The 15,828-nt window shown below is 70.3% G+C and carries 14 protein-coding genes; 12 read left to right on the top strand and 2 right to left on the bottom strand.

Annotated elements, in window-relative coordinates; genetic code table 11:
• The first annotated feature begins 32 nt into the window (after window positions 1-32).
• The gene (locus FHX45_RS10905; protein ID WP_167099612.1) at window positions 33-3,011 is read left to right on the top strand and encodes a bifunctional [glutamine synthetase] adenylyltransferase/[glutamine synthetase]-adenylyl-L-tyrosine phosphorylase; all 2,979 of its coding nucleotides are present in this window, start codon (window positions 33-35) and stop codon (window positions 3,009-3,011) included.
• A gap of 57 nt (window positions 3,012-3,068) precedes the next feature.
• The gene (locus FHX45_RS10900; RefSeq protein WP_167099609.1) at window positions 3,069-3,494 is read left to right on the top strand and encodes a thioesterase family protein; all 426 of its coding nucleotides are present in this window, start codon (window positions 3,069-3,071) and stop codon (window positions 3,492-3,494) included.
• Between the two features lie 100 nt (window positions 3,495-3,594).
• On the opposite strand, the gene FHX45_RS10895 is transcribed toward FHX45_RS10900, so the two are convergent.
• Together FHX45_RS10895 and FHX45_RS10890 are read right to left on the bottom strand one after the other, a co-directional pair.
• A complete protein-coding gene (locus FHX45_RS10895) occupies window positions 3,595-3,996 on the bottom strand; it encodes a nuclear transport factor 2 family protein (protein WP_167099607.1) in 402 nt (133 codons plus the stop codon).
• Window positions 3,997-4,020: 24 nt separating this feature from the next.
• Window positions 4,021-4,998, bottom strand: coding sequence for a substrate-binding domain-containing protein (locus FHX45_RS10890; protein WP_167099605.1), 978 nt, complete (start codon window positions 4,996-4,998; stop codon window positions 4,021-4,023).
• 224 nt (window positions 4,999-5,222) lie between these two features.
• Here FHX45_RS10890 and FHX45_RS10885 point away from each other — a divergent pair, with 224 nt between their 5' ends.
• The 10 genes from FHX45_RS10885 (at window position 5,223) to FHX45_RS28600 (ending at window position 15,697) form a co-directional block, all read left to right on the top strand.
• Window positions 5,223-6,347, top strand: a complete 1,125-nt coding sequence (locus FHX45_RS10885; RefSeq protein ID WP_167099604.1) for a substrate-binding domain-containing protein — start codon at window positions 5,223-5,225, stop codon at window positions 6,345-6,347.
• Window positions 6,348-6,385: 38 nt separating this feature from the next.
• Window positions 6,386-7,105, top strand: a complete 720-nt coding sequence (locus tag FHX45_RS10880) for a helix-turn-helix domain-containing protein (RefSeq protein WP_167099602.1) — start codon at window positions 6,386-6,388, stop codon at window positions 7,103-7,105.
• Between the two features lie 158 nt (window positions 7,106-7,263).
• Window positions 7,264-8,820 carry a sugar ABC transporter ATP-binding protein gene (locus FHX45_RS10875; protein WP_167099600.1) on the top strand — a complete coding sequence of 519 codons (1,557 nt, stop codon included), beginning with the start codon at window positions 7,264-7,266 and terminating at the stop codon, window positions 8,818-8,820.
• A gap of 68 nt (window positions 8,821-8,888) precedes the next feature.
• The gene (locus FHX45_RS10870) at window positions 8,889-9,854 is read left to right on the top strand and encodes an ABC transporter permease subunit (protein WP_208405880.1); all 966 of its coding nucleotides are present in this window, start codon (window positions 8,889-8,891) and stop codon (window positions 9,852-9,854) included.
• Window positions 9,855-9,878: 24 nt separating this feature from the next.
• Complete coding sequence (locus tag FHX45_RS10865; protein ID WP_167099596.1) at window positions 9,879-10,865, top strand: sugar ABC transporter substrate-binding protein; 987 nt, start codon at window positions 9,879-9,881, stop codon at window positions 10,863-10,865.
• A 21-nt stretch (window positions 10,866-10,886) separates the two neighbouring features.
• Window positions 10,887-11,888 (top strand): dihydroxyacetone kinase subunit DhaK, encoded by a 1,002-nt coding sequence (locus FHX45_RS10860; RefSeq protein ID WP_167099594.1) that lies wholly within the window; start codon window positions 10,887-10,889, stop codon window positions 11,886-11,888.
• Window positions 11,885-13,090: a dihydroxyacetone kinase subunit DhaL gene (dhaL, locus tag FHX45_RS10855; RefSeq protein ID WP_167099592.1), complete on the top strand. Its 1,206-nt coding sequence runs from the start codon at window positions 11,885-11,887 to the stop codon at window positions 13,088-13,090. Before FHX45_RS10860 ends, dhaL begins: the two co-directional genes overlap by 4 nt.
• A 1-nt stretch (window position 13,091) precedes the next feature.
• Window positions 13,092-13,943: a class I fructose-bisphosphate aldolase gene (locus FHX45_RS10850; protein ID WP_167099590.1), complete on the top strand. Its 852-nt coding sequence runs from the start codon at window positions 13,092-13,094 to the stop codon at window positions 13,941-13,943.
• 19 nt (window positions 13,944-13,962) lie between these two features.
• On the top strand, window positions 13,963-14,871 hold the full coding sequence (locus FHX45_RS10845; RefSeq protein WP_167099588.1) for an NAD-dependent epimerase/dehydratase family protein: 909 nt from the start codon (window positions 13,963-13,965) through the stop codon (window positions 14,869-14,871).
• A 226-nt stretch (window positions 14,872-15,097) separates the two neighbouring features.
• Entirely contained in the window at window positions 15,098-15,697 is a 600-nt protein-coding gene (locus FHX45_RS28600; protein ID WP_208405879.1) for an HAD-IA family hydrolase, read from the top strand.
• Window positions 15,698-15,828: the final 131 nt, after the last annotated feature.

Below are 15,828 nucleotides of genomic sequence, written 5' to 3'. Positions count from 1 at the left end.
TTTCCCCCGCGACCCGGCTACGGTGGACGGTGATGGCAGAGCAGTCACGAGGGGCCGGGTCCCCTGCGCGCTACGGCTTCACCGACGATCGAGCAGAGGAACACCTCCGCGCTGCCGGGTGGTGGACCGACGCCGGGCCGGCCCGGGAGGCCCTGGACATCCTGGTCGCGCTCTCCCGCAGCGCCGACCCCGACCTCGCCCTGCGCAGCCTCGACCGCATCCGGGAAGCCGACGAGCGGAACTGGGCGGAGCTCGCCGAGGCGCTGCGGGACAACCGCGCCGTGCGCGGCCGGCTGGTCGCCGTACTCGGCACGTCCAGTGCCCTCGGCGACTTCCTCGTCGGCCACCCGGACGAGTGGACACGCCTCGCGGCCGACAAGTGCACCGAAGCCGACTGCTACGCCGAGGCCATGCTCGATGCGGTCCGCGACGACGGCGAGATCCGCACCGGCGCCCCGGCCGAGACCGCCCTCCGCGCCGCCTACCGCGGCCTGCTCCTCGAAATCGCCGGCACCGACCTCGGACACCTGGTCGAAGCCGGTCTCGACCGGCCCGCCTACGCCGAGGTCGCGCAGCAGCTCACGCTCCTCGCCGAGGCCGCGCTCGCCACCGGCCTGGAGATCGCGCAGGCCGAGCAGGCCCCGCAGGGCCTGGGGGACACCAGGCTGGCCGTCATCGCCATGGGCAAGTGCGGCGGCCGTGAGCTGAACTACGTCAGCGACGTCGACGTGATCTTCGTCGGCGACGGCGATCTGCAGCTCGCCACCCGGCTGGCCAGCACGATGATGCGGGTCGTCGGCAAGGCGTGTTTCGAGGTCGACGCCGCGCTCCGGCCCGAAGGCAAGCAAGGGGCGCTCGTCCGCACGCTCGAGGGCCACACCGCCTACTACGAGAAGTGGGCCCGCACCTGGGAGTTCCAGGCACTGCTCAAGGCGCGCCCGGTCGCCGGGGACGCGGACCTCGGCAACCAGTACGCCGAGATGGTCACCTCGGTGGTGTGGGCGGCCGCCGAACGGGAGAACTTCGTCGCCGACGTCCAGCAGATGCGCCGCCGAGTGGAGGGGCACGTGCCGTCCGAACTGGCCGAGCGCGAGCTGAAGCTGGGGCGGGGCGGACTGCGGGACGTCGAGTTCGCGGTCCAGCTGCTCCAGCTGGTCCACGGCCGAGCCGACCCCAGTCTTCGATCGCCGTCGACCGTCGAGGCGCTCACCGCGCTCGGTGCCGGCGGGTACGTCGGCCGCAGCGACGCCGCCGAGCTGGAGATGTCCTACGAGTTCCTGCGGACCGTCGAACACCGGCTGCAGCTGCGCCGCCTCCGCCGCACCCACCTGTTCCCCGATTTCCACGACTCCGCCGAACTGCGGGTGCTCGGCCGCGCGATCGGCGTCCGCCCCGAGATGGGCCGTGGCGAGGGGGACATCCTCCTCGTCGAGTTCCGCCGGCACGTGCAGCGCATCCGCCGCCTGCACGAGAAGCTGTTCTACCGGCCGCTGCTGCAATCCGTGGCGAACGTGTCCACTGAGGACCTGCGGCTGACCACCAAGCAGGCCGCGCAGCGGCTGGCCGCGCTCGGGTACGCGGCGCCGGACGGCGCGTTGCAGCACATCCGAGCCCTCACCGCCGGGGTGTCGCGGCGCGCGTCGATCCAGCGTGCGCTGCTGCCCGTCCTGCTCGACCTGCTCGCCGACACCCCGGACCCGGACGGTGGCCTGCTCGCCTACCGGAAGGTGTCCGAGGCGCTGGAGGACACGCCGTGGTACCTGCGGGTGCTGCGCGACGAGGGCGCTGTCGTCGAGCGGCTGGCGTCCCTGCTGGGCACGTCGAAGCTGGTGCCCGACCTGCTCGTCCGCGCGCCCGAGGTCCTGCAGCTGCTCGGCGATCCGGCCCGGTTGACCGGTCGCGCCCCCGCCGAGGTGGCGAAGTCGCTGCGTGCGACCGTGCGCAGGCAACCCGGGCTGAAGGCAGCTGTCGCGGCGGCCCGTTCGTTGCGGCGCCACGAAGTCCTCCGGGTGGCGGCGGCCGACCTGCTGGGGCTGCTGGACGTGCGTGAGGTGTGCGAGGCGCTGTCCTCGGTGTGGGTCGCGGTCCTGCAGAGCGCGTTGACCGCGGCCATCCGGCAACGCCGCGCCGAGCTCGGCGGCGAGGCTGCCACACTCGCGGTCATCGGCATGGGCCGGCTGGGCGGTGCCGAGCTGGGTTACGGCTCGGACGCCGACGTTCTCTTCGTGTGCCAGCCGGACGAGGGCGTGTCCGACGGTGACGCCGTCCGGTACGCGTCCTCGGTCGCCGAGACGGTGCGCAAGATGCTCGGTGCCCCGAGCGCGGACCCGCCGTTGCAGGTGGACGCCGATCTGCGACCGGAGGGACGCGGCGGGCCGCTGGTGCGCACCCTCGACTCGTACCGCGCCTACTACGCCCGCTGGGGCGAGGTGTGGGAGACGCAGGCGTTGCTCCGTGCCCGGTTCGTCGCCGGTGACGAGGAGCTGGGGGAGCGGTTCATCACCATGATCGACCCGATCCGCTACCCGGACGGCGGGCTCGACGCGTCCCGGGCTCGCGAGGTCCGGCGCATGAAGGCCCGGGTGGACACCGAACGGATGCCGCGCGGAGCCGACCCGACGCTGCACACCAAACTGGGCCGCGGCGGGCTGGCGGACGTGGAGTGGACCGTGCAGCTGTTCCAGCTCCGGCACGCGTTCGACGTCCCGGAGCTGCGCACCACGTCGACGCCGGGGGCGCTGGCGGCGATGGCCGACGCGGGGCTGGCCGATCCGGAGGACACCGCGTCGCTCACCGAGGCGTGGCTGCTCGCCACGAGGGTGCGCAACGCGGCGATGCTGGTGCGCGGCAAGGCCGTCGACCAGGTGCCGAGCTCCGGACGGGACCTCGCCGCCGTTGCCCGCGTCCTCGGTTACACCGCCGACGACGACCCCGGCGAATTCCTCGACTCCTACCGGCGCATCACCCGGCGGGCGCACGCCGTCGTCGAACGGCTCTTCTACGAGCCGTGACGTGGCGCACGTCCCAGGACCACTGACCGCCGCGCGACAGCGATTTACAGTGGGCTGGTGACCCAGCGCGAACCGTTCCGGGTGGAGATCAAGGTCCGGCACTACGAGCTGGACACGCTCGGCCACCTCAACCACGCCGTCTACCACTCCTACGGCGAGGTCGCCCGCACGGAGGCGCTCGATCAGGCCGGGGGCGCGGCGCTGCGGGAACAGCAGCTGGCGCCGGTGCTGCTGGAGTCGCACATCGTGTTCCGCCGGGAGATCCGGGCCGGTGAGACCGTGTACGTCGGCTGCGCCGCGAAGTTCGGCACCGGCAAGACGTTCCACATGACCAACGACCTCCACAAGGCGGACGGCACCCTCGCCGCCGAGATCACCTGCACGCTGGGACTGATGGACCTGCGGCGGCGCAAGCTGGTCGACGATCCGCGTGGACACTTCGAACGGGCCGGCGTGGACCTGTCGGTCTTCACCGCCGACTGAGGCGGCGGGCACGGCCGGTGGGTAGCCACCGGCCGTGCCCGTGATCAGGGCGCCCGGATCTCGTCCATTGTGTACGGACGCGGCCCAGGTCACTGTCCGGTCAGCCGTAGAGCGCGTCGTTGACGTGCAGCGTGTCGCAGTACTCGCGGATCGCGGTGATCTTGCCGTCGGTCAGGTGGAAGAACAGGGCGTATTCGTTGTCGTAGGGGTTTCCCTTGGCGCTGCGCCCGGTGGCGTGCCATTCGATGGCGACGGTGGGACCGTCCGACACGATGCTGGTGAGTTCGATCTTCAGGCTGCCCGGTTCGTACAGCCCGAGCCCCTGGCTGAGGAAGTCGTTGAGGACCGCGTCACGTCCCTCGTAGTGACCCGCGACGGGCAGGGTTCCGTGCAGGTGCCAGCTCGCCTCGTCGGCGAGGACGTCGGCGATGGTGGTGAGGTCGCCGTCGTTGAGAGCGTCGACGAACTGGCGAACGACCTTTTCGTTGTCGGGATTGCTCATGCGATGTCGCCTTCCTGGTAGCGCTCAATTGGTGTGGTGCGAATCGAGGTAGTTCCGGGCACTGGCCGGGTCCGCCGAGGAGAACGTGGGTGATGGGGTGTAGTGGTAGAAGTCGCCGGCCGGCCGGCCGTGTGCTCTCGCGATGGCGGCTTGCACCGCTTGGTAACCCATGTCGAACGGGGATTGACCGGTGGTCCACTTCACGTCGGTCGCGGGTTGGGTGATCAGGAGCGCCACTTGCGGGTCGATGTCGATGCCGAAGATCGCCACTTTCCCGGTCAGTCCGCGTGCTTTGACGGCGGTGGCCGCGGCGAGGATGGCGTCCTCGTTCTCGACGATGATCACCTGGGTGTCGGGGTGTGCGGCCAGCATGGAGTTGGCGATGGGGGTGGCCTTGTCGACCTGGTAGCCCTCCTGCTCGGCGAGCAGATCGAGGTGGGCTCCGGCGAGTTCCGCGTCGAGCCCGGCGCGCCGCTGTTTGCAGACGTCGAACTCTTCGCAGGTGAGCATGATGGCCTTGGCGCTCCCGCCCAGCTCGTCCTTGATGTAGGTGGCCGCCTGGCGGCCGGTTGTCGCGCCGAGGCCCCGGTTGTCGCTGGTGACGAAGGCGTCGACGAGTTGCTGGTCGTCCGGTGGGTTGACGCAGGTGTCGTAGCAGACGACGGGCACGTGGGCGGCCTTGATGCGGTGGAGGGTGGCCAGGGAACCCGTGGGGGACACCGCGGACAGCACGATCGCGTCGACCTTCTGGGTGAGGTAGGTGGTGACGAAGCCGGCTTCCTTGGCGGAGTCCGCGTTCGCGTTGTTGATGACCAGGTCGGCACCGCCTTCCGCGGCGGCCTTCTCCATTCCGGCTCGGGCTTCGGCGAAGAAGGGGTTGGAGAACAGTTCCACCACACCGATCTTCGGCCGGGCATGGCTTCCCGTGCCGGGTGCGCAGGCGGTGGTGATCGCGGTGAGTGTGAGTAGGGTGGCGGCGAGCGTGCGGGCGGTTCGGGACATCGTCGTCTCCGTCGGGCCGGATCGGGTCGGATTCGGGCAGCGGAACTTGGCCCAGGGGTTTGCTGCCCAGCGGTGTTCGCTCTGCCTGGCCGGTTCCGGGAGGGCAGAGCCGAGGGAGATCGAGCGTCGGTCGATATTTCGGCCGAGAACGCGGTATTGTGAACAAGATACATTCGTGGGTGTCGGTGTCAAGTGCTCGCGCGGACGGGCGTGGGGAGGTTGGTGTGGCCGAGGCGAGCGAGGGAGAGCAGGGGCCGGTTGTCGACCTCGCTTCCCGGGTGCCTGCTGTCAGCCGCGCGGTTGCGGTCCTCGACGACCTCGCCCGCAACGGTCCGGCGACGCTCGCGAACCTGGCCCGGCGCCTGGCCTTGCCGAAGAGCAGCCTCCTCGGGATCTGTCAGGCTCTGATGGAGGAGCGGCTGCTCGCGCAGGACCTGGGCGGCCGGTACACGCTCGGCCTCGCGGTCGCGGAGCTCGCCGCCGCCCAGGCGGCCCGTCCGCCGCTGCTCGGCACGCTCGGCGTCACCGTCCCGAACAGCCTGAACCCGTTCTACGCGGTGGAGATCGCGGGAATCCGGCAGGCGGCGGGTGAGCTCGGTGCCGAGGTGGTCGCGGTCGACGCCGAGCAAGATGCCGAAGCCCAGGTCCGGCAGATCGAGGAGTTCGTGGCGGCGGGGCTCGACGCGATCGTGCTGGACGCGGTCCACTCGACCACCGTCGGCGAGGTCGTGGCCAAGGCGCAGGCTGCCGGTGTCCCCGTGGTCGCGGTCAACGTCGGTGCGGAAGGCGCGCGGGCGACCGTGACCACGGACAACGTGCAGGCCGGGCACCTGGTGGGCAGCCATCTGGCCGGTCTGCTGGGCGGACGGGGAAGCGTCGCCATCGTGGACGGTCAGCCGGTGACCGCGGTCGCGGACCGGATCGTCGGGTTCCTCGGGGCGCTGCGCGACCACCCGGACATCACGATCGTCGCCCGTCAGCGAGGCGATCACTCTGTGGCCTCGGGCGAGCACATCGCGCGCCGGCTGCTGACCCGCCATCCCGGCCTGAGCGCGATCTTCGCGATCAACGATCCGATGGCCGCCGGCGCGCTGGCCGCGATGACGGACCTCGGTGTCGCCGTTCCGCTGGTGAGCATCGACGGCGCCGCGGTCGCGGTCGAGGCGATCGGGAGTGGCGGGCCGTGGCAGGCGACCGCGGCGCAGGATCCCGCGCGCCTCGGCCGGCTGGCCGTCCAGTACGCCGCCCAGGCGCACGCCGGTGACGCGCTCGCCGACGGGAAGCGCAGGCTCCTGCCGACGAAGTTGATCACCAGGGACACTCTCGCCGACTACCAGCCGTGGGGATGACGATGGCGCAAGCAGAGGGTCGGAGCGGTTCGCCCGCCGTGCGTCGCGCGGCCCGGGTTCTGCGGGAACTCGCCGCGCAGGACGAAACGGTGAGCGTGGCGGAACTCAGCCGCCGGCTGGACGCCCCCAAGAGTTCGCTGGCCGACATCTGCGGGGTCCTGCTGGACCTGGGCATGCTGACCCGCGATCTCGACGGTGGCGTGCAGGTCGGCCCGGCGATCGGCCGGATCGCCCGCGGGCTGGTCGGCGGTAGCCGGCTGCTGGAGGTGTTTCCGCGCGCGTGCGCCCAGGCGCCGGGCCTGCGCGGCCGTACCGTCGTGCTCGCCGTGCTGGCGGATCTCGACGTGGCCTACCTGGCCGTCCGGCCCGGTGTGCGTCCCTTGGCGCTGACCTTGAAGCCCGGCATGCGCATGCCGGCCTGGTCCACCGGCACCGGGCGCGCACTGCTGTCCGCGTTGCCGGTCGATGTGGTCGAACGGATGCACCGCGGGCGGGTGCCCGAATCGCCGAGCGGGCACCCGTTCCGGCTCGCCGAGCTGACGGCCGCGGTCACGCTGGCCCAGCAGCGCGGCTACGCCTCCAACGCGGAGCTCGGCGAGATGCAGCTGGCCGGCACCGCGGCCGTCGTCGGTGGCCTGACCGGCTGTGTGGCGGCCGTCGGCTCCGTCGTCGATCTCGACCAGGTCCATGACCCCGACGAGGACGCCGAGCCGGTGCGCTTGCTCGCTCGCCGGCTCGCCGAGCTGATCCAGGACTGAGTTTCCCGGGCTTCTCCTGGGGCTGCTACTCCGCTCTGCCTCTTGACAGAACCTGCCCAGCCCATTTCACTGTTCAGTAATTCGGCCGACGCGACGAAATTTCGAACGCGACGCCGAGTCGCCCGCGACGTGGCGGGATGAGCTGGAAGGAGCAGGGCATGAAGCCCTCCGTGGATGACCCGTCTGGGTCGGTCTGCCGAGCGGACGCAGCGGGCGGCGGCCCGGTGCGCCTGGCCGTGCGGGGACTGGTGAAGAACTACCCGGGTGTCCGCGCCCTGGACGGTGTGGACTTCCACCTGGCGGCCGGTGAGGTTCGGGCCCTCCTGGGCAAGAACGGGGCCGGGAAGTCCACCCTCGTCAAGATCCTCTCGGGTGCGCTGCGTGCCGATGCGGGGCGTGTCGAGCTGGACGGCCAGGTGGTGCAGCCGGCCGGACCCGCCGAGGCACGGGCGGCGGGCATCGCCACCGTCCACCAGGAACTGAGCCTGGTGCCCGAGCTGACGGTCGCCGAGAACCTGCTGCTGGGGCGCTGGCACGAGGCCGGCACCCGGGGGCCCCTGATCAGCCCGGCCGCGATGGCCGCCTACGCGCAGCGGCATCTCGGTGTCCTGGGCGTCGCCATCGACCCGAAGGCCAAGGTCGGCGCACTCAGCGTCGCGCAACAGCAGATGGTCGAGATCGCCAGGGCGCTGTCCTACGGCGGCAAGGTCCTGATCCTGGACGAGCCCACCAGTTCGCTGGCCACGGCCGAGGTCGCGGCCCTGCTCGAGCTGGTGCGCCGGCTGGCCGCCGACGGGCTGTCCGTGGTGTACGTGTCGCACCGCATGGACGAAATTCCCCGGGTCGCGGACTCGGTGACGGTACTGCGCGACGGGCAGCACGTCGCCACCCGGCCGATCAGCGAGGCCAACACCGCGCAGATCGTCGACATGATGACCGGAGGCGCGATCCACTCCCACCGCCCGCGAACGACCGCCGCGGCCGGGCGCACCGTGCTCTCGGTGAGCGGACTGTCCACAGCGGACAAGGTGCGCGACGTTACGTTCGAACTGCGGGAAGGCGAAGTCGTCGGCATCGCGGGGCTCCTCGGGTCCGGGCGCACCGAGCTGCTCCGCTGCCTGTCCGGCCTCACGACGCCGGCCAGCGGGTCGATGCGGCTCGACGGGCAGCCGTTCCGGCCGCGCAACCCCCGGCAGGCGATACGCGCCGGAGTGGGGCTCGCTCCGGAAGACCGCAAGCGGGAGGGACTGGCACTGGGGATGAGCGTCTCGGCCAATCTCGTGATGGCGTCCCTGCCCGCCGTGCGGTCGCGCGGCCTGCTCTCCGCCGGGCGCGAACGCCGGACGGCGACCGCCAGCTGCACGCGCCTTTCGGTGAAGACACCGTCGCTGCGCACCGCGGTCGGCACCCTCTCCGGCGGCAACCAGCAGAAGGTCGTCCTCGGCAAGCTCCTGAACGCCGGTACCCGCGTGCTCCTGCTCGACGAGCCGACCCGCGGGGTCGACGTGGAGGCCAAGGACCAGATTTACCAGCTCATCCGGGATCTGGCGGCAACCGGAGCCGCGGTCCTGATGGTCTCCTCCGAACTGGAGGAGCTGTTCGAAGTGTGCGATCGGCTGCTCGTCCTGCGCGACGGCCACGTGGTGGCGCAACCGGAGGTCGCGGACACCGCGCTGCCCTCGGTGATGGCCCTGGCGATGGGAGGACAGCAGTGACCACCCCCGCACCCACCGCAACCCGGCCCGCCTCCGAGCCCGCTCCACCGCGAGGTGCACTGGCACGGGTGACCGGTCGCGTCGGCGGCGATCACCTCGGCCTGCTCGGTGCGCTGGTCGCGCTGGTCGTGGTGCTGTCTTTCGCCGCCCCCAACTTCCTCAGCGGCAGCAACCTGCTGGACGTGGCGCGGCAGCTCTCGTTCACCGGGATCATCGCCTTCGGCATGACGCTGGTGATCGTGGCCGCCGAGATCGACATCAGCGTCGGCTCGGCGATCGCGTTCAACTCGTCGTTGTTCGGTGTCCTCGTGGTGCACCAGCACTGGCCGATGTGGCTGGCCGCGGTCACCGTGTGCGTGCTCGGCGCGCTGATCGGCGCTGGTGCCGGGCTCGTGCGCGCCGTGCTGAACATGCCGTCCTTCATCGTGACCCTCGCGCTCTTCTCGGCGCTGAGCGGCCTGGCACTGCTGATCACCGACGCGGTCCCGTTGCCGATCACCGATCCGGGCTTCGCCACCTGGGGCAACGGATCCGTGCTCGGCGTGCCCGTTCCCGCGGTGATCTTCCTGGCGCTGTTCCTGATCTTCTGGCTGATCGCCAAGCGGACCACGTTCGGCCGCAGCGTCTACGCGATCGGCAGCAACGCCGAAGCCGCGCGGCTGTCCGGGATCCCGGTGCGCGCCGTGCGGACGACCCTGTTCGCCACCACCGGACTGCTCGCGGCGGTGTCCGGGCTGCTGCAGACGTCCCAGCTGGGCGCGGGCAACCCCACCATCGGCACGGGTGTCGAGTTCGAGGTCATCACGGCCGTGATCGTCGGCGGCGCGAACCTCTACGGCGGTCGCGGCTCGATGGTCGGGACGCTGCTCGGCGTGGTGTTCATCGGCGTGCTCAACAACGGCATGGTGCTGCTGGGTGTCAACAGCTACGCGCAGAACGTCGCCAACGGCGCCATCGTGCTGCTGGCCGTACTCGTCAGCGCCATCAAGCCGTCGTCGCGGCCCCGGCGGCTCATCGGTACCGGCCGGAACTAGCCGGGTGAGAAAGGACTTCCCATCATGAAACGCCGATTCACCGCGGCACGGCGGACAGCCGCGATCGTGCTCGCCGCCGGCCTCCTCGTGCTCGTCGGGTGCACGTCGGCCCCCGGCGGCGGCAACCGCTTCACCGCGTGTGTCACCACGTTGTTCCCGACCGGCACGTTCGCCGAGTTCACCACCGCCCTGCAGAACCAGGGCGCCCAGCACGGCATGACGTTCGACGTCCAGGACGTCAGCAACGATTCGGCCAAGGAGAACCAGGTCCTCACCGCGTGCGGGACACGCAAGGTGGACATGGTCATCGCCAGTGTCGTCTCACCCACCGGATCACTGGCCGCGCTGCGCCGCCTGAACTCCAGCGGTGTTCCGGTGATCTGCTACAACACCTGCCTCAACGCGCCGGACGACCAGCAGCTCACCCGGGCCTTCGTCACCAACGACCAGCGCAAGCTCGGTGCCACCACCGCCGCCGCGGCAGCCGACTACATCCGGACCAAGCTCGGCGGCAAGGCCACCATCGCCTACCTGACGTGCGAGACCTACGACGTGTGCAAGCAACGGCGCGAGGGACTCGACCAGGGACTGGCCGGCCTGGACATCGACGTCGCGGCCGCCCAGGAAGGATTCGTCGTGGACAAGGCGACACCGGTGGCCACCTCGATCCTCGCCGCGCATCCCGACGTCGACGTCTTCCTCGCCGAGAACGAGGACGGCGTGGTCGCCGCCGCGAACGCCATCAGGGCACGCGGCCTCACCGGCAAGGCGGTCGTCTTCGGCATCGGCATCAACCCGACCGTCGGACAGCTCCTGCTCGACCCGGCCGGCACCGTCGTCGAAACCACCGGCCAGGACGCCGCGTCCTGGGCGGGCGAGGTGATCAAGATCGCCGAGCAGATCCACAGCGGACAGAACACCGGACCGTACGAGCACTACACGCCCGGCCCCGCCTTCACCCACGACAACCCCGCCCCCGTCCAGGAATACCTGGCGACCCACGCGGGCTGACGACGCAGTTTCGGAGAAACCATGCGGAAGTTCATCAACAAACCGGATGCGGTGGCGAGGGAGACCCTCGACGGGTTCCTCGCCGTTCACGGCCGGGACTTCGAGGCGGTGCCCGGCGCGCTCGCCATCCGGCGGCGGTCGCGAACCGGGAAGGTCGCGATCGTCTCGGGCGGTGGCAGCGGGCACGAGCCGGTCTGGCTGGAATACCTCGGTCCGGGTTTCGCGGACGCGGTCTGCCAGGGCGACGTCTTCGCTGCTCCCGACCCGCACAGCATCGTGACCACGGCGAAGTCCGTCGACAGTGGACACGGCGTGCTTTTCCTGTACGGCAACTACTCCGGCGACCGGCTCAACTTCGACCTCGCGGCGGATCTGTTGCGCGAGGACGGGCACCAGGTCGAGACGGTCCGGATCGCCGACGACGTCGCCGCGGCCGGGCCCGACCGGATGGCCGACCGGCGGGGCATCGCGGGCGGGTTCTTCGCCGCGAAGATCGCCGGCGCCGCCGCCGAAGCCGGGCTGCCGCTGGAGAGCGTTCGTGCGCTCACCCAGCAAGCGGCCGACTGCACCCGCAGCATCGGTGTGGCCAGCGGTGCGGGCATCGTCCCCGGTACCGGCCGGCCGACCTTCGAGCTGCCGGACGGGAAGATGGAGATCGGGATGGGGATGCACGGCGAAGTCGGGGTGCGCCGCGCGGACCTGATGACCGCCGACGACACCGTGGACGCGATGCTCGACCTGGTCCTCGCCGACCGTCCGGTCCCCGCCGGAGACCCGGTGTGCCTGCTGGTCAACGGACTCGGCGCGACGACTCGCGCCGAACTGTTCATCGCGGCACGGCGGGCGGTGGAGAACCTGACCGAGCGCGGAGTCGCGATCCACGACACGCAGGTCGGAGAGTTCGCCACCAGCCAGGAAATGCACGGCTTCTCGCTCAGCGTGTTCGCCATGCCCCCCGAACTGCGGCCGCACTACGACGCGCCCGCCCGCACCTCGTTCTTCCACGGGGTGAACGGATCATGACGACCGAACTCGCCGCAGGCCAGCTGCGGGACATGCTGGTGAACGTGGCCGACCGGGTCATCGCCGCCGAGCCCGAGCTGAGCAAGGCGGACCGCGAGGTCGGGGACGGTGATCACGGCCTCGGCATGACCCGCGGCTTCACCGCCGCGCGCGCCGCGCTCGCCGGCGCCACCTTCGACGACGTGCACGCGGTGTTCACCACGGCGGGGAACGCTCTCCTCCGCAGCATGGGTGGTGCATCCGGGGTCATCTTCGGGCTCCTGTTCCGCGCCGGGGCAGCTGACCGCGCGGCAGCCGGCCACATCGACGTCGCGGGGCTCGCCGACCACTTCGCCCGGTCCCTGGCCCAGATCACCGAGCGCGGTGGTGCGGCACCGGGGGACAAGACCATGGTGGACGCGCTCGAACCAGCCGCCCGCGCGCTGGCCGAAAGCGCCGCGGCCGGCCACGACCTCCGCACCGCGGTGCGCCGTGCGGCGGAGGCCGCTGCCGACGGCGCGGACCGCACCAGGAACTACCTCGCCCGGTTCGGCAAGGCCGTCAGCCTGAAAGACCGATCCCTCGGCCACCCCGACCCGGGCGCCCTGTCCACCGCGCTGATCTTCACGGCCATGGCGGACTGGGCGGACGACCACCTCACGTCGTCCACCTCTCGACACGGAAGGCAACCGATGAACAACGCCGAACTCACCGAACTCAACAAGCGCCGCAAGATCTACCAGATCGCCTTCATCACCCGCGATCTCGAGAAGAGCATGCGGTCCTGGGTGGAGAACCTGGGCATCGGTCCGTGGACCGTCCTCACGTTCACCGAAGAGACCATGAAGTACCTCAAGGTCGCCGATCAGGAGGTCACCGAACCGTTCAAGTTCCTGATCGCGATCTCCTGGATCGGCGACATGCAGCTGGAGATCATCCAGCCGGTGTACGGGCCGACGATCTACGAGGACCACCTGGCCCGCAAGGGCGAGGGACTGCACCACATCAAGGAACAGATCCCCGACGAGGACATCGACCGCGTGCTCGCCGGATTCCGCGACAAGGGGATCGGTGTGCTGCAGACCGGGCAGTTCGAGACCGACGTCCACTACTACCTGGGCACCGAACCCAAGCTCGACTTCATCTACGAACTCGGCAACTGCCCGCTGCTCGACCTGCCGCCGGACATGGTTTCGGTCTACCCGCCGGAGGACGCGCGCTGACATGGTCACCCCACGACTGGACCGGATGTTCAACGCCAGCGGCCGTTGCCTCGACGTCGCCATCGACCACGGCATGGTCGACGAACCCAGTTTCCTCGGTGGCATCGAGAACATGCGCACGACCGTGCACACCCTCGCCGAGGCCGAACCGGACGTCATCCAGCTGACCCCGGGCATGGTGCGCCACCTCGACGGGCTGCGCGGGCGCCGCCGTCCGGCACTGGCGCTGCGCACCGACGTGTCCAATGTGTACGGTTCGACGTTGCCGCGGCACCCGTTCTCGACGCTGGTGGACGAGGTCGTGGACATCGCGGTGGCCGCGGACGCGGTCTGCGTGGTCGTCAACCTGATGCAGCTGCCGGACCAGCCCGAACTGCACCACCAGTGCATTCGCAACATATCCCGGCTCAAGCGCGCGACCGAGCGGGCAGGCATGCCGTTGATGATCGAGCCGCTGGTGATGGCGCCCAACTCGCGGGGCGGTTACCAGGTCGACGGCGACCTGGTGAAGATCATGGCGCTGGTCCGCCAGGCCGCCGAGCTCGGTGCCGACGTCATCAAGGCCGATCCGTGCACCGATCCGGAAGAGTTCCACCGGGTGGTCGAGGTCGCCACGTCGGTGCCGGTCCTCGTGCGCGGGGGTGGCCGCGCTCCCGACGATGAGCTGCTGGAACGCACGGCGCAGATCATGCGGCAGGGTGCGGCGGGCATCGTGTACGGCCGCAACATCATCCACCATCCCCATCCGCGGCGGATGGTTCGAGCGCTCATGACACTGGTGCACGAACCGGAGACGCCGCTGCAGACCGCGCGAGACATCCTGTCCGGCACCGAGCCGGACAGCCGACACTGACACGAGGGGCAACACGTTCATGCGCATCTTCCTCACCGGAGCGACCGGCTACCTCGGCGGCTCGCTCGCCGTGCAACTGGTGGAAGCCGGGCACCACGTTCGTGGCCTGACGCGCTCGGAGAGCACGGTCGCCGCCCTCCGCGCGCGGGGCGTCGATCCGGTTCTCGGCGACCTCGACCGGCCCGACGTTCTCGCCGGGGAGGCACGAGCCGCCGACGCGGTGATCAACGCGGCGGACAGCGACCACGCGGGCGCCGTCACCGCACTGGTCACCGCACTCGCGGGCTCCGGCAAACCCCTGCTGCACACCAGCGGTTCCAGCATCGTCGGCGAGGCCACCGCCGGCGAACCGCAGGAGGAGGTCTACACCGAAGCCGACGTGGCCGAAGGCGCCGGGTGGCAGCCGGCACCGGACAAGGCGGCCCGGGTGGCGATCGACCGCGCGGTCCTCGCCGCCGCGAACCGCGGCGTGCGGTCGGTCGTCCTGTGCAACTCCATGATCTACGGGACCGGCCTGGGACTGAGCGCCGACAGCGTCCAGATCCCGCGTCTGGTCGCCACCAGCCGCCGGACGGGCGTCGTCCGCCACATCGGCCCCGGCGCGAATATCTGGTCCAACGTGCACCTGGCGGATGTCTGCGATCTCTACTTCCGCGCGCTGGACGGTGCCGCTCCCGGCTCGTTCTACTTCGTGGAGAACGGGGAGGCCAGCTTCCGCGAGATCACCGAAACCATCGCCGGTGCCCTCGGACTCCCCGGGCCCGAGCCCCTCGACATCGAGTCGGCCATCGCGGAATGGGGCTACGAGCCCGCCGTCTACGCGCTGGGGTCCAACAGCCGGGTCCGCGGGGTGGCGCCCCGTGCGGAGCTCGACTGGCGGCCACGGCACACGTCGGTCACCGAGTGGATCACGGAGTCGCTGGCCTGACACGCCGCTGCCCGGGACGATTCGCGGGCAGCCGAGTCCTTTTCGCGTGTGGCGGAGGTCTACCTGTCGAGAGCGCCCGCCGGGCGCTCTCGACAGGCCGAAAACGCAGCGCGTTCCTGTCCGGTGAACGCGAGATCCACAGGCTCGCCGAAGCCGTGCGCGCAGCCGGTTCGCTGTTGTCGTGAAGCGTGCCCGGGTTTAGCTTGCGGCAATGGGGATACGTGCGGTGGTGTTCGACATCGGCGGGGTACTGGAGATCACCCAGGAGATGACCTTCACCTGGAACTGGGAGTCGAAGCTGGGGCTTTCCCCGGGAGAGATCGGGCGGCGTCTGGCCGACGTGTGGGCCGGGGGTTCGGTCGGCAGTGTCTCCGAAGACCACGTTCATCGTTCGATCGGAGACCGGCTGGATCTCTCCGGTGCGGAAGTCGAGCTGATGATGTCGCAGATGTGGAGTGAATATCTCGGTATCGGGAACGACGAGCTGATCGAGTACCTGCGGGGGCTGAGGCCCCGGTATCGGACCGGCATCCTCAGCAACAGCTTCGTCGGTGCGCGCGAGCGTGAGCAGGAGGCTTACGATTTTCCCGCGCTCGTGGACGACCTCGTCTATTCGCACGAGGTTGGGATGAACAAGCCCGATCCGCGGATCTACCAGCTGACCTGTACCCGGCTCGGTGTCGCTCCCGAGGAGACGATCTTCCTCGACGATCTCGAGGTCAACGTCACCGGAGCCCGCGAGGCCGGCCTCCACGCCGTGCTGTACCGGAACAATTCACAGGCAGTAGCCGAACTTGAGGCGACGATTTCGGCACAGGTGACCTAGCCGCTTCATTGGCGCGACACTCTTGGTCGTTTCCGCTGGTCAGCGCGAATGCGGCCCGGCTTCGACCGCTCTTGGCCGTCACGTGCCATGGCCCGCCGGCGCGGTGCCGGCGGGCCATGGAAGCGCGAGGT

This window comes from Amycolatopsis granulosa, assembly GCF_011758745.1.
Classification (GTDB): Bacteria; Actinomycetota; Actinomycetes; order Mycobacteriales; family Pseudonocardiaceae; genus Amycolatopsis_E; species Amycolatopsis_E granulosa.
This window is presented reverse-complemented; position numbering and strand designations above follow the sequence as displayed.